Origin of the sequence: Pseudoalteromonas fuliginea (genome assembly GCF_000690055.1) — a bacterium.
In the GTDB taxonomy this organism is placed as follows: Bacteria; Pseudomonadota; Gammaproteobacteria; order Enterobacterales; family Alteromonadaceae; genus Pseudoalteromonas; species Pseudoalteromonas fuliginea.
Map to the genome: position 1 here is coordinate 1 of NZ_JJNZ01000076.1, position 19,936 is coordinate 19,936.

A 19,936-nucleotide genomic window follows, 5' to 3' on the forward strand; every position below is an offset into this window, starting at 1 on the left:
CTGTAAAATGTGCTTTTTTCATAATTTTCTCCTGTGTTTACAATAAGAGAAAATTCTACGTTTGGCATCTATTATTTTTCGGGGGGATTACCACCACAGGTCAACCTTATTAGTAATTGTTATTATTTTTAACCAGTAGCCGAAATATACCAGATCCGCTTCGTAATTATAAATTTTTTATAGTTTATCTCTAAAAAATAGAACGATAAATATTAAATTTATAGTTAACTCATTATTTCGCATAACTGTCTGTTGACATTAATGGTAACTCTCCATACATTGTAATGATGAATATTATTTGTTCTCACACTACCTTTTCGTTTTTTAGCTTCTTTATATAAAAGAGGCTGACCTGTTTGTGAGATAAAATCAATCGAATAGTAAAGCCTCCCAACCGGGAGGCTTTTTTATTTCTGCTGCATAATAACAGCTTGTTTTTTGGAATGAGGAAACCAAAATGACCAATGATGTATTAAATACATTAAGACACGACATAAATGAAATAGATTCAGATTTACTTGTGTTGCTCGCCAAGCGCCGCCGCATTAGCCATGGTGTGGTTGAATACAAAATTGCTAATAATAAACCAATTCGCGATGAAGCACGTGAACTCGCACTTTTAGAGAAACTGATTGGTTATGGTAAATCACTAGGTTTAGATGCTTATTACGTAAATAATGTTTTTCAAACTATTTTGGAAGATTCTGTTTTACACCAACAAGCTATGCTACAAAAAAACCTTAATCCAGATGCCCTTAGTGAAACACATCGTGTAACTTACTTAGGTGGTCAGGGTTCTTATAGCCAGCTAGCATGTCATAAATACTTTAGCCGCCGCCCTGGTAAATTAGTTGAAATTGGTTGTACATCGTTTGACGAAATAACAGGTAAAGTAGAAAACGGCCAAGCTGATTTTGGTTTATTACCTATTGAAAATACCAGTTCGGGTAGTATAAATGAGGTGTTTGATTTACTCCAACACGCACAAGTATCTATTGTTGGTGAAGTAACACACAGCGTTGAACATTGTTTATTAGCGACACCTAATACAGAACTAAGCCAATTAACAAAAATATTCGCCCACCCTCAACCATTTGCGCAGTGCAGTCGTTTTTTACAAGGCTTAGGTGAGTTACAACACGAGACCTGTGACTCAACGTCAAGCGCGCTGCAGTCGGCACTAAATACGCCAATGAGTGCTGCAATTGGTTCAGCGCAAGCAGGGAAAAACGTAGGGTTAGAAGTTATTAAAACTAATCTTGCTAATCAAAGTGAAAACCATAGCCGCTTTATTGTCGTTGCTCGCAAACCACTGCAAGTTTCGAATCAAATTCCAACTAAGACCAGTTTGATCATGTCTACAAAACAACAAGCGGGGTCGCTTGCTGACGCGTTAATGATTTTTAAACAGCATAAGATTAATTTAGTTAAACTGGAGTCTCGCCCAATGCCTGGTAACCCATGGGAAGAGGTGTTTTATGTCGATTTAGAAGCAAATTTAGCGGATAGCCAAGTAAAAGAAGCGCTAGAAGAACTTAAAGAGCACACCCAATATGTACGTATTTTAGGATGCTACCAAAGCGAGTCATTGCAGGCAGTAAGCGTGAATACTCAATAAGCAATTTTATAAATCAAAAAGGGCCGATATAGGCCCTTTTAGTTAACCAGTGCTAATCTGTATAATACCAACCCGCAATAATACTTAATCAATTTGAGGGATTCCCCCCCCCATATCTAAGCAAACGGTATAACAAATATTAATCTAGCACTTTTGAATCATTCGCTTTATTTAATAAGCTTCTGCTTTGCGTTAAAAAGTGTTCTGTCGAGTCAGAAAAGTAAACTTTAGCCTGCGCAAAAGAATCAATAAGTGCTGCTTTATCTCCCGCCTTTAATTTTTCTAATGTGTTAGCAAAGGTATCTTGATACTGCGCGAGTAAAGTCTCTACATCATCAAACTGCGCTAACATAATATCAGAGTAAAGCTCAGGTGATTGAGCAAATAAACGCCCTACCATCATTAATTCAAGTTGATAGATAGGTGATGAACAACTGCGTAGTTCCTCAAGTGTATGGCTTTGTTTTGCTAAAAACTGTCCGTAGACAAAGGTTGTTAAATGACGCATTACTTGAATAATTTGCATTGCTTCATCGTGTTTTTTTGCGTCAAGCTCAACAAGCTGACAACCCCAAACCTGTAATTGCTCTAATAATCCTTTTGCGGCTTGGTGATCTCGCCCTTCACATACAACGACTGTTTGTTTTACCCAGTGTGATATGTCAGGGCCAAACATAGGATGCAAACCAACTACAGGGCCACTGTGCGCGGCTGTTAGTGCTTTAATAGGTGATTGCTTTACCGATGTAATATCAACGAGTAAGCAATCATCATCTAGTTTAGGTAACTTAGCTACTACAGCGCCCAATGCGTTAATTGGCACACTGATCATTACTAGCTTGGCACCCTTTAAAATATCTTGCGCGTCGTTTTGCTGATCTTTATCTAAAATTTTAACGTTGTAACCTGATCGAATAAACTGCTGAGCAAATAACTGACCCATGGCACCTTGGCCGCCCACAATAACAATAGGTGAAAGCTCTGGCGCAGCACATGCAAGTTTTGCTTGTTGGTTTTGATAGGCTTCTCGCATCATGCGTCTTAGTATATCTTCAACGAGATCTGGGCTTACACTTTGATTGATCGCTTCTTGTCGTCTTGCTGCTAATAGCTCTGCTTCACGTTCAGGTGCATGTAAAGGCGCGCCTGTTTGTTGTTTTATCTCACCAATCTTTTGCGTAATACCGTTACGTTTAGCAAGTAAGGCAACAAGTTGTGCGTCGCATTCATCTATACCCTCTCTTAGCTGTGCTAAATCACTTATGTCAGCCACGTTCATCCCACCTTAAAAAAACAAATAACGTAAATATAAATTTACATAAAAGTAAACTAATCAATACGATAAATACTAACAGGATCAGGTAACTGAGAAAAGGCTAAAGCGGAAATTTTACTAATGAAGAATTGAGAATTGAGAATTGAGAATGGAGAATTGAGAATTGAGAATTGAGAATTGAGAAAATAATATTCTAAAACCAAAACGGGTTGCAACCCGAAGGATGCAACCCGTTTTTTTGCGTTGATAGACAGCGCGTATTAGTTAAGTTTTTCTCTAATACGTGCAGATTTACCAGAACGCTCACGTAGATAGTAAAGCTTAGCACGGCGAACTGCACCGCGACGCTTAACTGTTACGCTATCAATAAGAGGGCTGTGCGTTTGGAATACACGCTCAACGCCTTCACCGTTCGAGATTTTACGAACTGTGAATGCTGAGTGAAGACCACGATTACGCTTAGCGATTACAACACCTTCAAAGGCCTGTAGACGCTCTTTAGCACCTTCTTTTACTTTTACCTGTACAACCACTGTATCACCAGGGCCAAATGCAGGTACGTCTGTTTTAAGCTGCTCATCTTCAAGCGCTTTAATAATATTTTGGTTTACTTTTGCCATTATGTTTCTCACTTTCCTAGGTGTAACTGTCTTCTAGCCACAAGCTTTTTGGTACTCTTGCTGAAATTTCGCGAGTAATACCGCTTGCTCCTCAGTCAGAGCTAGGTTATGCAACAAGTCAGGACGTCGTAACCAAGTTCTGCCTAATGACTGCATAAGCCGCCATTTTGCTATCTCTTGGTGGTTACCACTGAGTAATACAGCAGGAACCTGTTTGTCGTCCAATGTTTCTGGTCGTGTATAGTGTGGACAATCTAACAAGCCATCCGAAAATGAATCTTGTTCCGCTGACTGGTTATGGCCTAACACACCCGGCACTAATCGCGCTACTGCGTCAATTAATGTCATGGCAGGTAGTTCACCTCCACTCAAAATAAAATCACCAATCGACCATTCTTCGTCAACATATGATTCTATTATTCTCTCATCTATACCTTCATAGCGACCGGCAATCAAAATCAGTTTTTTAGCGTTAGCGAGTTCGCTAGCGCCTTGCTGATCAAGTTTGCGCCCTTGCGGGGACATATAAATTACTTTAGCACCATCACCAGCAGCTTTTTTAGCTTCGGCAATCGCTTTTTTTAATGGTTCAACCATCATTAACATACCCGGTCCACCCCCGTAAGGACGGTCATCTACGGTTCTATGCTTATCTAAAGCGTAGTCTCGCGGATTCCAGCAGTTAAAATCAATTAAGCCATTTTTTACTGCGCGACCGGTAACACCTTGGTCTGTAATAGCGTCAAACATGTCTGGAAAAAGGCTTATCACCCCTACCCATAATGAACTAGTTTGCGTCATTAAAACCCAGGATCCCAGTCTACGGTAATTTCTCTTGCGTCGTATTTAACTTCTTTAATAACTGAATCAGTTAAAAAAGGAATCAAACGCTCAGCTTGACCAAATGCATCTTTACTATTTGCTTTCACAACTAGTACGTCATTTGATCCTGTCTCCATCAGGTCATCAACAATGCCTAAGCTATAACCTTTATCAGTTACAACCGACATGCCAATGAGATCTCGCCAATAGAACTCACCTTGCGGGAGTTCAGGTAATTGCGCTGAATCCATCGAAATTTCTGCATGGGTATAAGCCATTGCTTCGTCTCGATCGTTTATTTGCGCAAATTTAGCGATAAAGCCTTTGTTGTGGCGACGCCAGTCGACCACTTCTAAGGACTGCCATTTACCTTGCTGCCCTATCAACCACGGGCTGAAATCGAAGATCCCTATGGGATCATCAGTAAATGAATGTACCTTAAGCCAGCCCTTTATACCATATGGGGCACCGAGCTTTCCTACGACAATTATTGATGAGGTGTTCTCTTGACTCATGGTTACACTTACGCCTATTAAGCCGCTTTACGAGCGTCTTTTACTAACTTAGCTACGCGATCTGAAAGAGATGCGCCCTGACCTACCCAGTGTTCAACACGTGGTAAATCTAAACGAATTTTTTCTTCTTGACCTGAAGCAATTGGGTTAAAAAAGCCTACTTTCTCGATGAAGCGACCGTCACGCGAGAAACGGCTATCCGCAACCACAATTTGATAGAAAGGGCGTTTTTTAGCGCCACCACGTTGCAAACGAATAGTTACCATACCGTCCTCTATAAAGATTGACTGTTTTCATTAATAAGATTTACTCCCCAGAATGGGGAGCTGGGGAATTGTACGAGTTTTTGGCAATAACGCAAGTAAGAAGTGCAGCAAAAAGGCAGTTTAGTAGGTTAAACCGTGATCTCAACTGAAAATGAGAGCTTATGAGGTATTACGCGCATAATTTATTCAATAAAAAAGGAGCTATTTGCTCCTTTTTTGTCGTTTATTTATTCTTTCAAAAATAGCTAAAGGCTAATATTTAAAATTTAGGGCCGCCGCCCATCATTCCAGGAGGTAACATGCCTTTCATACCGCGCATCATTTTGGTCATGCCGCCTTTGCCTTTCATTTTTTTCATCATTTTTTGCATTTGCGTAAATTGCTTAAGCAACTTATTAATTTCTTGTACCTGTGTACCTGAGCCAGCTGCAATACGTTTTTTACGCGAACCTTTAATAATTTCTGGGCGTGCACGCTCTTTTTTAGTCATCGAGCTAATAATAGCTTCCATTTGGATAAATGTTTTATCACCCATTTGACCTTTAACTGCATCTGGTAAGTTAGACATACCAGGGAGCTTATCGAGCATCGACATCATGCCCCCCATATTTTTCATTTGCTTTAGTTGATCCGCAAAATCATCAAGGGTAAAGCCTGCGCCTTTAAATACTTTTTCAGCAACTCTGGCAGCTTGCTCTTTATCTACTTTCATCTCGACTTCTTCGATTAATGAAAGTACATCACCCATGCCTAAGATACGTGACGCTATACGGTCAGGATGAAAAGGTTCAAGTGCGTCAGTGCGCTCACCAACACCCATAAACTTAATAGGCTTACCTGTGATATGACGAATAGATAAAGCCGCACCACCGCGTGCATCACCATCAGTCTTTGTTAATATAACACCGGTAAGTGGTAATGCCTCGTCAAATGCTTTAGCTGTATTTGCCGCATCTTGACCTGTCATTGCATCAACAACAAATAATGTTTCAATTGGGTTGATTGCTTTATGAAGGTCTTTAATTTCGTCCATCATGTCACTATCGACATGTAAACGCCCTGCGGTATCAACAAGTACTACATCGATGAATTTCTTTTTTGCATGAGAAATAGCTGCTGTTGCAATATCTACAGGTTTTTGCGAGATATCACTTGGGAAAAAATCAACATCAACTTCAGCAGCAAGCGTTTCTAACTGCTTAATTGCCGCAGGACGGTATACGTCGGCACTCACTACTAGTACAGATTTTTTCTTACGCTCTTTTAAAAATTTTGCAAGCTTTGCGACACTGGTTGTTTTACCTGCACCTTGAAGACCAGCCATCATTACAACCGCAGGCGGTTGCGCGTTTAAGCTTAGCTCTTCGTTTGCTTCACCCATCGCTTTTTCAAGCTCTTCGCGTACTATTTTTACAAATACTTGGCCTGGGCTTAAGCTTTTTGTAACTTCAACACCGACTGCACGTTCCTTTACTTGCTTTACAAAGTCACGAACAACTGGCAACGCCACATCGGCTTCTAAAAAAGCCATACGCACTTCACGAAGAGTGTCTTTAATGTTGTCTTCAGTTAGGCGGCCACGACCACTGATATTTTTTAAGGTTTTACCTAATCGTTCTTGGAGGTTCTCAAACATGTATCGGTTCCGATAAGACGTTATATCAATCTAATTACACAGCTTTTTTATTTAGCCATCCAATTAAGGATATTGATATTATTAAATTTGAATTAAAAACAGTATACCGTAAATGGTGCCGGACAATACAGTGTTCAAGTGCCGCTAGTTGAGTTTCTTTTTTTAAGGTCTATCCATTTGCTTTGCTATAAAATACAATGCCAATATAACAACAAGGATTTTTTGACTCAAATTAAGTGGCCCAAGCACAATGCTGATTATTAGTTTAACTATTATTGCCAGTTTATTTTATGTGTTAGCAACGTCTCACGTGCTATCACGACTGTTTCATCAACAAGGCCCTAGCCAGAAAGTAACTGTAATATTAAGTACGGTTGCTATATTGGCGCACATGTTGCTGTTAGTGAATTCAGTGTTTCGATCCGATGGTCAAGATTTAAGTATCGTTAATGTCTCTTTACTTACCTGTTGGGTTATTGTTGTATCTGTCACAGCCGTGTCATTAAAGTTTCCGGCGACCCTATTACTTCCGGTTGTTTACGGTTTCGCAGCACTTCTAACTATCGCTAGTTTATTTATACCGCACCATCTTTTGTTGCAAAGTATAAATGTTGAAATAGGTTTAGTGACACATATCTCTATTTCTTTACTCGCATACTGTATTTTGATTATTGCTACTCTATATGGCGTACAGTTTTACTTTATCGATAAGCGATTAAAACGAAAAGATTTAGCAATTGTACACAGTCATTTACCCCCTCTGATGGTTGTTGAGCGCCAGCTCTACCAACTTTTAAACTTAGGGACAATCCTTCTTACTTTTGCATTGCTGTCAGGGTTTTTATTTCTTGATGGAATGTTTGCTAAAGAGTTTATCCATAAAACGATACTGTCGTTAATCGCGTGGGTAATTTTTGCTGTTGTTGCATTAGGTCATATGAAAAAAGGTTGGCGAGGAAAACCGGTCGTTATTACAATTATGATTGCTGCATTTATCCTCACACTTGCTTATTTTGGCAGCCGTTTCATACAAGAAGTAATACTAAATAAGTTTTAACTTGACTCTGCTTGCTCACTCTAGCTTAATACGCATTGATTTATAAGAAAAGGATCCATCGTTGGACGACATATCGACAAGTACCCTATTTATCATTTTAGGTTTTTTGGTGCTTTTTTCTGCTTACTTTTCCGGCTCAGAAACCGGAATTATGTCAATCAATCGTATACGCTTGCGACACCTCGCTAAAGAGGATCATCGTGCAGCTAAACGAGTCAGTAAATTACTTAGCCGTCCAGATAGGCTCATCGGTTTAATCTTAATCGGTAACAATCTTGTTAATATAGCAGCAGCCCAAGTGGCTACAATTATAGGCATTCGCCTTTACGGTGACCTTGGTATTGCTATAGCAACGGGTGTGTTAACTTTAGTCGTGCTTATATTTGCCGAAGTAACTCCGAAAACCCTTGCTGCCCTCTATCCTGAAAAAGTGGCCTTTCCAAGCTCAATAATACTTAAAGGGTTACTAAAAATTCTATTCCCTTTTGTCGTTGTTATTAACTGGATGACCAACGGAATACTGCGATTATTTGGTATTAGCGCCGCTCAAATAGACGAACACAGTATGAGTAAAGAAGAATTAAAAACCGTACTCAATGAGTCAGGCGCACTTATTCCTGCACGCCACCAAAGCATGCTCACCTCAATTTTAGACTTAGAACAAGTAACAGTTGAAGATATCATGATCCCACGTAACGAAATTGTGGCGATAGATATAAATGATGATTGGAAACTAATTAGCCGCCAGTTAACTCATGCACAACATACCCGTGTGTTGTTATACAGAGATAACATAGATGATGCCGTCGGTTTTATTCACTCACGCGATGCGCTTAGGCTTCTTACAAAAGAGCAGTTTGATAAACCTTCGCTGCTACGTGCTGTACGTGAAATTTACTTTATTCCTGAAGGTACGTCCCTTAATACTCAACTTTTAAAATTCCAATTATCTAAAGAACGTATTGGCCTCGTCGTTGATGAGTACGGTGATATTCAAGGCCTAGTAACCCTTGAAGATATTTTAGAAGAAGTGGTTGGCGATTTTACAACAACACAAACACGCACTCCGAGCGAAGAAGTAACAACCCAAACTGATGGTTCTTGTATTGTGGATGGCGGTGCTAACGTACGCGATTTAAATAAAGAAATGGGTTGGGATTTCCCACTTGACGGTCCTAAAACATTGAGTGGTTTAATTGTTGAATATTTAGAAGATATTCCTGATGCAAATATTAGTTTACGTATTGCGGGATACCCTGTTGAAGTACTTGAAGTAAAAGAGAACATGATTAAACAGGTAAAAATACATCCCAATAAACGAACTCGTTAAAGTAAAAAGGAGCCAAATTGGCTCCTTTTTTAGTAATGAAAATAATTAACCTAAACTCTGGTTAGGGGATTTTCAGTAAATTCAATGCAGTTAACGCTGAAAATAGCTACTCGAGATAGATTTATTATCCAGAATTCAGATTAATTAGCTAAATAATCGCTCTAACCATCCTTTATCAAGCTCTTCTTCACAACGCTTTAATTGCGCGCCATAGCGACTAGCTCGGTGTTTAACTTTATTTGCGACGCCCATTAGCCATTTTTTCTTTTTATAAGTACCACGCTTATATCCGCCCCAGCCTTCGTGATAATTAAGATATTGCGCATAAGCATCCCATTTAGAAATACCATTCACTTTATGCGTTTTATAAACAAACCATGCCATAAAATCTATTGCATCATCAAAGTCATCTCTATCAGCACCATTATTACCTGTTTCGCGAATATAATCTGCCCATGTAGGAGTCTTTGCTTGCGAATAACCATAAGCGTCACTGGCACGCCCAGTTGGAATTATCCACAAAAAGTATTCCATTGGTGGCGCTGCATCGTGTTTAAATGAGCTTTCTTGATACATCATGCTCATTAATACATGCTTAGGTGAACCCCACTTTTCTTGAGCGTCTCTTGCATCGAAATACCAATCGGATTTTTCCTTAAAAATCTTACAAATATCATTCGGTTGCTTTGGTGGTGCTGTAGCGCACCCCGCAAGAGTAATAGCTAGAGATAACATTAGTGCATTTTTTTTCATGTTTTTAGATCTCACTGAACTTTTATAAAAAGTGTGGGTCTGATTTTATAATGCAGCAGTACAGCATTGTTTCATCCCTGAAAAGTATTTACGCAGCCAACTTGGGCTGCGTTTTTTTTGTTTAAAAATAGTGGGCATTAAACTTACTTACTGGAAAAATATGCATCTAAGAATGCTTTGAACGATTGCGTATCCGCTTGCTCAATTGCCACTTGTGCCTCATTAGACTCTATAACTTGTTGCTCCAGCCAAGGCTTTAAAAACTCACTATAGTCAGTTTCAGCATGACTTTTTTTATACTTATTAGCTAATGCTAATGCGAAGTGCCCGTTATCTAAACCAGATTCTTTTAGTTGTGAAACGTAACGTCCCGAGTAAGTTAGTGCGGGGTTATCAATCCACGTTGCCATACGCTTTATAGTATCTGAGTAATAATTAACACCGTAAGCATTATCCATCCATTTAGCAACATCCGTTAGCTGGGTAAATATTTCGCCCCCCCACGACTGCAGGCTTCGTTCTTCGTTATTAAAGTTAAGCATTAGTCCTTCTTCTCGACCTTGATTTACTACTGTGTCGAGGTTTTCAGTACTACGTGCTTGTTCTTTCCAATCCATTGGAGCTGAATCTTTTAATAAACAATATGTTAAAAATACATCTAAAAAGTGAATTTGCTCTATATCAATACCCACTTCGCTAAAAGGGTTAACGTCTAATGCGCGAATTTCTACATACTCAATGCCAGCTCTAAGCAGCGAGTCTGTCGGCGTTTCACCATTTTTAGCATTTCGTTTAGGGCGAATTGGTGAGTAAAATTCATTTTCTATTTGCAAAATATTTTTATTAAGCTGCTTAGGATCTTCACTCGTATAATCGTCAATATCGCTATAGATTTCAGATGGGGTATTGATCGCTTTTTTCAAACCCGCTACATATTCATCTAGTGAATTATACATTACGCGCAATGATGACTGTGCGCTATTTGTATACCCCAGATTACCTAAACGAAGTGCAGTACCGACTTCTAAATAAAGTGTACCTTTCCCTAATTTTTTAAATGGCAAGTCGGTTTTGCGACCTTGTAAAAATGAATTACATAGCGCCGGAGATGCACCGAACATATAACTTATTAACCACAGCTCGCGTTTAAAATTACGGATCAGTGCTAAATAACCATCAGAGATAAAATCTTGTAAACTGGCGTTACTTTGTTTTAGTGAATGAAGTGATTGCCAAAGTGTGTCCGGAAAAGAAATATTAAAATGTACGCCTGCAATTGCTTGCATCATACTACCGTAACGATTTTTTAACCCTTCACGGTATAATGTTTTCATTTGACCAGTATTTGAGCTGCCAAATTGTGCTAATACAATATCATCTTGATGTTCAATAAAGCACGGCATGCTAATAGGCCAAAGTAATTCATCGCCCATTTTTTCTAAAGTGAATTTTTGCAAATCTTTTAATTGCTTAAGTGTCTGTATAGACGATTCGCTAACAGGGGTAATGAACTCAAGCAAAGACTCAGAAAAATCAGTGGTGATATGCCCATTAGTTAATGCACTTCCAACCCCTTTAGGATGCCCTTGAGCTGATATAACACCATCGTTTTTTATTCTTAACGACTCTCGCTCAATACCACGCTTAATGCCTTTAACTGCGTGTTTATGCTCATTTGCTGATAACGCGTTTAGCGTATTTGTTAAATCATGTGTTGTCAAAAATGCTTCCTCGGGCCATGTGGCTTAATCATAGGGTTATGGGGGCTAATTACCTAGACTCAAGATTAAATTGCTAAGAACAAAACAATTTCTCAAAATTAATTATCATTTATCCAATTTGGATATGCGTTTGATATGGCAGGCATCATACAGTAAACCCTAATATTGCCACCGCTCTTAGTATTATACAATTTTTTTGCATGGGTATTTAACCTAAAAAACGGAAGACTCACGCGACTCAAAATCTCTCATTGCAGTACTTACGGTGTTGAATCAACTTGCAGTCGATTCATTTTAATCTGCGTTCAGAGTAAAGATTAAATTTCATCAATAAATAGACCGGCACTTACACGACATTGGCTCACCTAACTTTCAATAATCAGCTTAACAATTCAATTACTTGATGTAGATCATAAAAATATGAAATTTAAATTATAAGTACTAAAGAAATACTTTGTTTTTTTGCTTTGTAGTTAACAAGCAATATAATGACGCCAACGATAAAGGATGATAAAAAATACAATGCGCAATAATAAAAGCTTAAAAAATGAAGAAGTCCATTTTGATGAGTCACAAGAACTTGTTTCTACGACTGACCTAAGGGGAGTAATAACTTATGCTAATCAAGAATTTTGTATCATCGCTGGATACACCTCAGAAGAACTCATAGGAAAAAATCATAATATAGTACGTCATCCTGATATGCCTAAAGCAGCATTTAAAGAAATGTGGGAGATCTTAAAACAAGGCCATTCTTGGCGAGGTATGGTAAAAAATCGCTGTAAAGATGGCCGCTACTATTGGGTTGATGCATTTGTAACGCCTATTTTTGAACATGGTCAGCTTATAGGCTATCAATCTGTAAGAACAAAACCAAGCCAACAACTAAAACAACAAGCACAAGACTTATATAATAAAATAAATGCGGGTAAGTCACTATTTAGCCTCAAAGAACAAACAACAATAAGACAAAGCATCAGCTTTGTATGCGTATTACTATGGCTAATTTATATTGCTCTATTTGGTTCGCTAAGCATTGCCTTAATAAACTTATTTATTTGCTGTTTAGTTATTGCTCTTAATTATGAAGAGCTAATTGTGACACCTAAAATATTACGTGATCAAAAAGCTAAGTCTGATTCGGTATCTCGTTATATTTATAGCGGCTATAACCCGCATAGTATAAGTGATTACAGAGAACAAATGATCAGTGCAAAATTACGTACTGTATTGGGTCGTATGAAAGATTCAACATTAAGCTTTAATAACATTGCGACCGACTTAGATAAACAATCCGCGATGACTGAAAAAGGTATTGCGGCACAAGGTGAGCGTTTAGAACAAATAGCATCAGCTATGGCACAAATGAGCTCAACAATTGGTGAAATATCAAATAGCACCACAGAAACAGCAGATAAAGTAAACCTCACTCACCAAAGCTGCTCTGATATTAAAAATCATATTGCCGAAAACAGTATCATGGTGTCTGATTTAGCAACACAGGTGGAACAAGCCGCGACAACCGCAAGCAGCTTAGCTTCTGAGGCTGATAAAATAGGTCAAGTGATGAGTGAAATTGAAGGGATTGCGGATCAAACAAACTTACTGGCATTAAATGCAGCAATAGAAGCAGCAAGGGCAGGCGAACATGGTCGAGGCTTTGCCGTTGTAGCAGATGAAGTAAGAACCCTGTCGTCAAGGACTCAAAATGCAACAACACAAATCCATAGCTCAATTAAAGAAATACAAGATACCTTATTTAGCTGGTCTAAAGTAATGCAGAGCACTAAAACTCAAGCCGATACTTGCGTAGATACAACCGCTAAAACTCAGATCGAACTTGATGGTATTTTTGTTCAAATAAGTGAGATTTCTCAACTAGCAATTCAAATATCGACTGCAGCAGAAGAGCAACAGGTAGTTAGTAATGATATTGGTAATAATGTATCGCAGATTAAGGGGTTTGGTGACGAAAATCTCAATTTAAGTTTTAATGTCGCAAAAGGTGCAGCAGAGTTGGTTGAAGGTTCTCGTAAAGTAAATGACCTTTTACTGACGTTTAAAGTTTAAATTAGCACCTATAAAAAAGCCGCTGATTGAAGTGGCCCACAATAATTGGAATGTCCAACTATTGGGTGTCACTTTAGGTAGCGGCTTTATATATTTAACTTCTATTGATTAGCGATTTGTAAATACTAGACCTTCATCGGTTGCATCAATAATGATAACACTGCCAGGTAGATAATCACCACTGAGTAACTTTTGCGCGAGTGGATTTTCAATGGTTTGTTGAATCGCACGTTTAAGTGGACGCGCGCCATAAACGGGATCAAAACCACTTGCTGCAATGCGTTCAAGCGCAGTGTCCGTTATTTCCAGTAAGTAACCCATTTCAGTTAAACGCTCACGTAATTTCATTAACTGAATATCAGCAATCTCTTTGATATGTTCGTTAGCTAATGGATGAAATACCACCGTCTCGTCTATACGGTTTATAAATTCAGGTCTAAATTCATTTATTAATACATCCATCACTTTAGCTTTAAGTGTTGTGTAATCATTATTTCCAGCCTGCTCTTGAATAATATCTGAGCCTAGGTTTGAAGTCATAATAATAACGGTATTTTTAAAATCAACGGTTCTACCTTGTCCGTCGGTTAGACGACCATCATCTAATACTTGCAGTAAGATATTAAATACATCAGGGTGTGCTTTTTCGATTTCATCAAGCAGTATTACCGAATAAGGTTTACGACGCACTGCTTCAGTTAAGTACCCCCCTTCTTCATAACCCACGTAACCTGGAGGAGCTCCAACTAACCGTGCAACTGAATGTTTTTCCATAAATTCAGACATATCGATACGCACCATGGCATCTTCGGTATCAAACATAAAACCAGCCAGTGCTTTAGTTAGCTCTGTTTTACCAACCCCCGTTGGGCCTAAAAATAAAAACGAGCCAATCGGGCGGTTAGGATCAGCAAGTCCGGCACGAGAGCGGCGTATTGCGTTAGAAACAGCAACAACAGCTTCATCTTGGCCTATTACCTTACTGTGTAACTTATCTTCCATTTGCAGTAGCTTTTCACGCTCACCTTGTAGCATTCTCGATACCGGTATACCGGTCCAGCGAGAGAGTATTTCTGCTATTTCATCCTCTCCCACTTGGTTTTTAAGCAGAGTCATTTCTTGCATTTCGGCTTGTGAGGCTAAATCAAGCTTTCGTTCAAGCTCTGGAATTCGCCCGTATTGCAGCTCTGACATACGCTGTAAATCACTCGCTCTTCGCGCTACATCTAAATCTAATCTTGCTTGTTCAAGCTCAGCTTTAATTACTTGCGTGCCTTGAAGTGATGCTTTTTCAGCATTCCATATCTCGTCTAGCTCACGATATTGCCCATCAAGGTCGGTGATCAACTCTTGCATTTCAGCTCGGCGTTTTTGGCTTGCTTCGTCTTTTTCTTTCGCTAGTGCATTATCTTCTAACTTTAGTTGGATAATACGACGTTCGAGTTTATCTAATGACTCTGGTTTTGAATCAATTTGCAAACGAATTGAAGAACCCGCTTCATCTATTAAATCAATCGCTTTATCTGGTAATTGACGATCACTAATATAGCGGTGAGATAACTGCGCTGCTGCAACAATAGCGGGATCTGTAATTTCTACTGAATGATGTAACTCATATCGCTCTTTCAAGCCGCGTAATATAGCAATGGTATCCTCGACTGAAGGCTCTTCAATGAGTACTTTTTGGAAGCGACGTTCAAGCGCTGCGTCTTTCTCTATGTATTTACGGTATTCATCAAGCGTGGTTGCGCCAACACAATGTAATTCACCGCGCGCTAATGCTGGTTTTAGCATATTGCCCGCATCCATGGCGCCGTCACTTTTGCCCGCACCCACAATAGTATGTATTTCATCAATAAATAAAATGACTTGGCCTTCTTCTTTAGCCAATTCATTTAATACTGATTTTAAACGTTCTTCAAATTCGCCACGGTATTTAGCACCCGCAACTAACGCGCCTAAATCAAGTGATAGTACGCGTTTATTTTTTAATCCTTCAGGTACTTCACCATTAATAATACGCTGCGCTAAGCCCTCAGCGATTGCTGTTTTACCAACGCCAGGTTCACCTATTAGTACAGGATTGTTTTTAGTCCTGCGCTGCAGAACCTGAATCGTACGGCGAATCTCATCATCACGGCCTATAACAGGGTCAAGCTTACCCTGCTCAGCGCGTTCAGTTAAATCAATGGTGAACTTTTCTAATGCTTGGCGTGTTTCTTCTGCATTTGGATCATCAACTTTTTGACCTCCACGAATCGCCTTAATCGCACTCTCAACTTTGCTGGCGGTTATATTTAACGCTTTAAAAATAGTCCCAAGCGGGCCTTTATCATCACATGCAACAAGTACAAATAATTCACTAGAGATGTATTTATCTTTACGCTTTTGCGCATATTTATCGCATAAGTTGATAAGCGACACCATATTATTGGACAGTTGAACATCACCGCCGACCCCTTCTACTTTAAATAGCTTTTCTATTTCTTGGGAGAGCTTGGTATTGAGTTCGTCTGCACTTATACCTATTTGGGCAAATAGCGCTCGAACACTTGATCCGCTTTGCTGAAGCAATGAGTACATTAAGTGTACAGGTTCAATAAATTGATGATCGCGGCCAAGTGCCAGCGATTGCGCATCAGAAAGCGCAGATTGAAATTTACTTGTAAATCGATCTAAACGCATAAGGGTTTACCTATCAAATAATCTAATTGCTTAATTAATGGGTATGTTTAGGCGTTTGTTCAAGGTGTAGCAGAAAATATAATCACAACAATGATAAATTACTTGCGCCAGATCAAACTTGCCATGCGTCCAGTTTGGCCATCACGACGATAAGAAAAAAACAGGTCTTTGCGAGAAACAGTGCAGTACTCTCCCCCTGTAATTTTTTTTATACCTGATTGATTTAGTAATATACGAGCAATATTATAAATATCGGCAAGGTATTTGTGGTTAGTTTGTAGTTTAAACGCTTCAACAAAAAGAGATGACTGTGCTTGAAATAGCTCAAAAACGTCTGAGCCAACTTCGAATTTATTTGGACCAATAGCAGGACCTAACCATGCATTGATATCCTTATGCTTTGCATCAAAACAATCAAGAGTACTTTTAATTATACCCTGCTCTAACCCTCGCCACCCTCCGTGAATGGCCGCAACTTCATTGCCATCATTACTACTTAATAATATGGGAAGGCAATCAGCAGTCATAATAGCAAGTGGTTGATCGATTAGTTGTGTATAAAGAGCATCAGCATTATGTAACTCAGTGAAGTCAAAATGCTCATCAACAATAACAACATTGTTACTGTGAACTTGATTTAGCCATACCGCTGGTTTTGGAATATGCGTATTTAACAATGCGCGATTTTTTAATACGTACTCTTTATTATCACCAACATGAAGTCCAAGGTTTAAACTTTTAAATGGGACTTGAGAAACACCACCTTCACATGTAGTACTTAACGTACCTACATTATGAAGGTTTTGCCATGTCGCTGATAATAAATTCACTATCTATCTATATCAGGATTAGCTTTGGTGTCTTCGCGTAGTGCTAGCGTCATAGCAACCATATCATCAGGTATAGGCGCTTGCCATGTCATCATTTCACCCGTAATAGGATGAGCAATGCTTAATTTAACCGCGTGGAGAGCTTGGCGTCTAAAACTACGAAGTAACTCAAATAACTCAGGAGTTGCACCTTTTGGTGGACGCGGACGGCCGCCATAAGACTGATCACCTATTAATGGGTGATTTAAGTAAGCCATATGAACACGAATTTGGTGTGTACGACCGGTTTCTAAGCGCAAACGCAAGCGTGTATGTGCGCGAAACTTTTCAGCCACACGGTAATGCGTAATAGCAGGCTTGCCCATTTCATGAACAGCCATGTGTGTACGCTGTGTCGCATGGCGACCAATAGGCTTTTCAATCATGCCACCAGCGGTCATGGTTCCATTACAAAGCGCTTCATATTCACGCGTGAAGTTTTCACGTTTTTGCAATGCTGTCACTAAATGCGTTTGTGCAGGGATAGTTTTAGCTACAACCATTAATCCTGTCGTATCCTTATCTAACCTGTGCACAATACCAGCTCGCGGAACATTGATAATTTCCGGGTAGTGATGTAATAGCGCATTTAATACTGTGCCATCAGGATTACCCGCCCCAGGGTGAACCACAAGCCCCATTGGTTTATTAATTACCAAAATATGATCGTCTTCATAAACTATGTTCAAATCGATGTTTTGTGCAAGGTATTCTCGCGGTGCTTCAATAGTTGTTTCAACATTAAGAAGCTCACCACCTAATAACTTAGTACGTGGTGTGTTTAATATTTCGCCATCAACAGTAATTTTATCATCCAAAATCCATGTTTTTATACGTGAACGTGAATAATCAGGGAACAATTGCGCTAATACTTGGTCTAGACGTTTACCACCTAAGTCAGTTGGAACCTCGGCTTGAAGAGAAATTTGCTCTGTCATTAGTAACTTTACCCAATTTACCAGTGCAAGCTTTGCTCGACTGGGTTAGAATCGCTTTTAATAAAAGCATAATATAATACGTATAGTTTACTCGGTTTTACCGACTTGGCCTAGCCGAAGACATCGAAGGTAACAAATAAAATGATAAATAAAATAGGGAAACGTGCATTTGCCATTGTTTTTTCAGTTTCTGTACTTAGTTTAGGCGCTTGTTCGTCTGCGCCTGACCAAGAAGATATTCAACGTGTACCAAACAGATCAGCACAAGCTTTGTATGAAGATGCAAAAGAAACACTAGATTCTGGTTTATATGCACGTGCAATTGAGCTTCTAAGTGCAATAGATTCTCGTTATCCATTTGGCCCGTTTTCTAAGCAAGTACAAATGGATTTAGTGTATGCGCATTATCAATCGGGTAATACAGAGCAAGCATTAGCAACAGTCGATCGCTTTATACGCCTCAACCCAAATCATAAAGATTTAGATTACATGTATTACATGCGTGGTTTGGTAAACATCAAAGCAGACAAAAATGCATTTCAAGAATACTTTGGTGTAGATAGAGCTGACCGTGATGCAAACCGAACACGTGTTGCATTTACCGATTTATCAACATTGGTTAAACGTTTTCCAGATAGTGATTATGCACCAGAAGCTAAACGTCGTTTGGTGTGGCTGTTAAACCGCATGGCACGTTACGAATTAAAAGTAGCGACTTACTATTACGAACGTGAAGCTTATTTAGCAGCAGCTAATCGTGGTAAATTTGTTGTTGAGCATTATTCACAAAGCAGCTATTTAGACCCTGCACTTGAAATGATGGAAAAAAGTTACGACAAACTAGGGTTAACTGAACTTAGCAAACATGCAAAGCAAACGCGAAAACTGAATAATAGAACCAAATAGAAAAAGCGCTTGTAAGCTGCCTCTTATACACAAACCCCTGCTAAGTAATTAGCTGGGGTTTTTTATTAGGGGTGTGTGCAGGACACGGGATCTTTGCTCAATTTTGACTTGTTTTCTCACGGATGTAAGCCAATAGCATCAAACAGGGGCAGTTACCAAGCCCACTAAGTTACAAACCTCGCGCCGCGATTAAACCCCCTAAATAGAACAAATTTTAAACCTGAAAGGTAATACCAATCTGCTTATATATGGGGTCTATTTAACGTTAAGAAAATTACGCTAGAACAAGGCAAAAATTTTTGTATCTAGTTGTTCTCGGCAATTGCTCCCTGCATTGCTCTACCTCCTGCATCCATGCAGTCGTAAATAAAAATTTTTAACGACGTTATAGTGCAATTTAATTCGTTAAATTGATCAAATATTTATGCAGGTTGGTATAAACAGGCCCTGTATTAATTAAAACGTTAAATCGCGTCTTCATCTTCTTCTGCTGTTCGGATCCGTACGACACGCTCAACATCAGTGACAAATATTTTACCGTCACCTATTTTTCCTGTTTGCGCTGTTTTAACGATAACTTCTATAGCACGTTCAACATCATCATCACCAAGTACGATGTCTAATTTTACTTTTGGCAAAAAATCAACCATATACTCCGCACCACGATACAGCTCAGTGTGCCCTTTTTGGCGACCAAAACCTTTAACTTCACTTACGGTCATTCCATTGATACCTACTTCAGACAATGCTTCACGTACATCATCAAGTTTAAAAGGCTTAATAATTGCTTCTATTTTTTTCATGTTAACTACTTTTTTAAAGCTTCAGATGCTTCGGTAATCCCCCCATTTTTA

17 protein-coding genes are annotated in these 19,936 nt (G+C 39.1%); 5 read left to right on the forward strand and 12 right to left on the reverse strand.

Going from position 1 to position 19,936, the window contains the following annotated elements:
- The first annotated feature begins 457 nt into the window (after positions 1 to 457).
- Positions 458 to 1,618 (forward strand): chorismate mutase, encoded by a 1,161-nt coding sequence (locus DC53_RS02475; RefSeq protein ID WP_007378353.1) that lies wholly within the window; start codon positions 458 to 460, stop codon positions 1,616 to 1,618.
- 139 nt (positions 1,619 to 1,757) lie between these two features.
- On the opposite strand, the gene tyrA is transcribed toward DC53_RS02475, so the two are convergent.
- The 6 genes from tyrA to ffh all read right to left on the reverse strand — a co-directional run bounded on the left by tyrA (position 1,758) and on the right by ffh (position 6,753).
- Positions 1,758 to 2,891 (reverse strand): bifunctional chorismate mutase/prephenate dehydrogenase, encoded by a 1,134-nt coding sequence (gene tyrA, locus DC53_RS02470; RefSeq protein ID WP_033031744.1) that lies wholly within the window; start codon positions 2,889 to 2,891, stop codon positions 1,758 to 1,760.
- A 263-nt stretch (positions 2,892 to 3,154) separates the two neighbouring features.
- Complete coding sequence (gene rplS, locus DC53_RS02465; protein ID WP_007581406.1) at positions 3,155 to 3,514, reverse strand: 50S ribosomal protein L19; 360 nt, start codon at positions 3,512 to 3,514, stop codon at positions 3,155 to 3,157.
- A 33-nt stretch (positions 3,515 to 3,547) separates the two neighbouring features.
- Positions 3,548 to 4,315 carry a tRNA (guanosine(37)-N1)-methyltransferase TrmD gene (gene trmD / locus DC53_RS02460; RefSeq protein ID WP_008135721.1) on the reverse strand — a complete coding sequence of 256 codons (768 nt, stop codon included), beginning with the start codon at positions 4,313 to 4,315 and terminating at the stop codon, positions 3,548 to 3,550.
- Positions 4,315 to 4,851, reverse strand: coding sequence for a ribosome maturation factor RimM (gene rimM, locus DC53_RS02455; RefSeq protein ID WP_008135722.1), 537 nt, complete (start codon positions 4,849 to 4,851; stop codon positions 4,315 to 4,317). Before rimM ends, trmD begins: the two co-directional genes overlap by 1 nt.
- Positions 4,852 to 4,868: 17 nt before the next feature.
- The gene (rpsP, locus tag DC53_RS02450; RefSeq protein WP_002962192.1) at positions 4,869 to 5,117 is read right to left on the reverse strand and encodes a 30S ribosomal protein S16; all 249 of its coding nucleotides are present in this window, start codon (positions 5,115 to 5,117) and stop codon (positions 4,869 to 4,871) included.
- Positions 5,118 to 5,376: 259 nt separating this feature from the next.
- Positions 5,377 to 6,753 carry a signal recognition particle protein gene (ffh, locus tag DC53_RS02445; RefSeq protein WP_007378358.1) on the reverse strand — a complete coding sequence of 459 codons (1,377 nt, stop codon included), beginning with the start codon at positions 6,751 to 6,753 and terminating at the stop codon, positions 5,377 to 5,379.
- 250 nt (positions 6,754 to 7,003) lie between these two features.
- On the opposite strand from ffh, the gene DC53_RS02440 reads away from it, so the two are divergent.
- Positions 7,004 to 7,810: a cytochrome C assembly family protein gene (locus tag DC53_RS02440; protein WP_007378359.1), complete on the forward strand. Its 807-nt coding sequence runs from the start codon at positions 7,004 to 7,006 to the stop codon at positions 7,808 to 7,810.
- A 61-nt stretch (positions 7,811 to 7,871) separates the two neighbouring features.
- Entirely contained in the window at positions 7,872 to 9,140 is a 1,269-nt protein-coding gene (locus DC53_RS02435) for an HlyC/CorC family transporter (RefSeq protein WP_008135726.1), read from the forward strand.
- Positions 9,141 to 9,284: 144 nt separating this feature from the next.
- Here the strand turns inward: DC53_RS02435 and DC53_RS02430 are convergent, their stop codons facing one another.
- Together DC53_RS02430 and gshA are read right to left on the reverse strand one after the other, a co-directional pair.
- On the reverse strand, positions 9,285 to 9,893 hold the full coding sequence (locus tag DC53_RS02430) for a transglycosylase SLT domain-containing protein (protein WP_007378361.1): 609 nt from the start codon (positions 9,891 to 9,893) through the stop codon (positions 9,285 to 9,287).
- Positions 9,894 to 10,036: 143 nt separating this feature from the next.
- Positions 10,037 to 11,614, reverse strand: coding sequence for a glutamate--cysteine ligase (gene gshA / locus DC53_RS02425; RefSeq protein ID WP_033031732.1), 1,578 nt, complete (start codon positions 11,612 to 11,614; stop codon positions 10,037 to 10,039).
- A gap of 522 nt (positions 11,615 to 12,136) precedes the next feature.
- Here gshA and DC53_RS02420 point away from each other — a divergent pair.
- Positions 12,137 to 13,684, forward strand: coding sequence for a methyl-accepting chemotaxis protein (locus tag DC53_RS02420; RefSeq protein ID WP_033031734.1), 1,548 nt, complete (start codon positions 12,137 to 12,139; stop codon positions 13,682 to 13,684).
- Positions 13,685 to 13,792: 108 nt separating this feature from the next.
- Here the strand turns inward: DC53_RS02420 and clpB are convergent, their stop codons facing one another.
- From clpB to rluD, 3 genes are all read right to left on the reverse strand, one after another.
- Entirely contained in the window at positions 13,793 to 16,369 is a 2,577-nt protein-coding gene (gene clpB, locus DC53_RS02415) for an ATP-dependent chaperone ClpB (protein ID WP_033031737.1), read from the reverse strand.
- A 98-nt stretch (positions 16,370 to 16,467) separates the two neighbouring features.
- Positions 16,468 to 17,199 (reverse strand): peptidoglycan editing factor PgeF, encoded by a 732-nt coding sequence (pgeF, locus tag DC53_RS02410; RefSeq protein WP_033031739.1) that lies wholly within the window; start codon positions 17,197 to 17,199, stop codon positions 16,468 to 16,470.
- Complete coding sequence (rluD, locus tag DC53_RS02405; RefSeq protein WP_007378366.1) at positions 17,199 to 18,176, reverse strand: 23S rRNA pseudouridine(1911/1915/1917) synthase RluD; 978 nt, start codon at positions 18,174 to 18,176, stop codon at positions 17,199 to 17,201. The genes pgeF and rluD overlap by 1 nt, the downstream gene beginning before the upstream one ends.
- A gap of 141 nt (positions 18,177 to 18,317) precedes the next feature.
- Here rluD and DC53_RS02400 point away from each other — a divergent pair, with 141 nt between their 5' ends.
- Complete coding sequence (locus DC53_RS02400; protein ID WP_007378367.1) at positions 18,318 to 19,082, forward strand: outer membrane protein assembly factor BamD; 765 nt, start codon at positions 18,318 to 18,320, stop codon at positions 19,080 to 19,082.
- A 464-nt stretch (positions 19,083 to 19,546) separates the two neighbouring features.
- Here the strand turns inward: DC53_RS02400 and DC53_RS02395 are convergent, their stop codons facing one another.
- Positions 19,547 to 19,885 carry a P-II family nitrogen regulator gene (locus tag DC53_RS02395; RefSeq protein ID WP_008135742.1) on the reverse strand — a complete coding sequence of 113 codons (339 nt, stop codon included), beginning with the start codon at positions 19,883 to 19,885 and terminating at the stop codon, positions 19,547 to 19,549.
- Positions 19,886 to 19,936 lie beyond the last annotated feature (51 nt).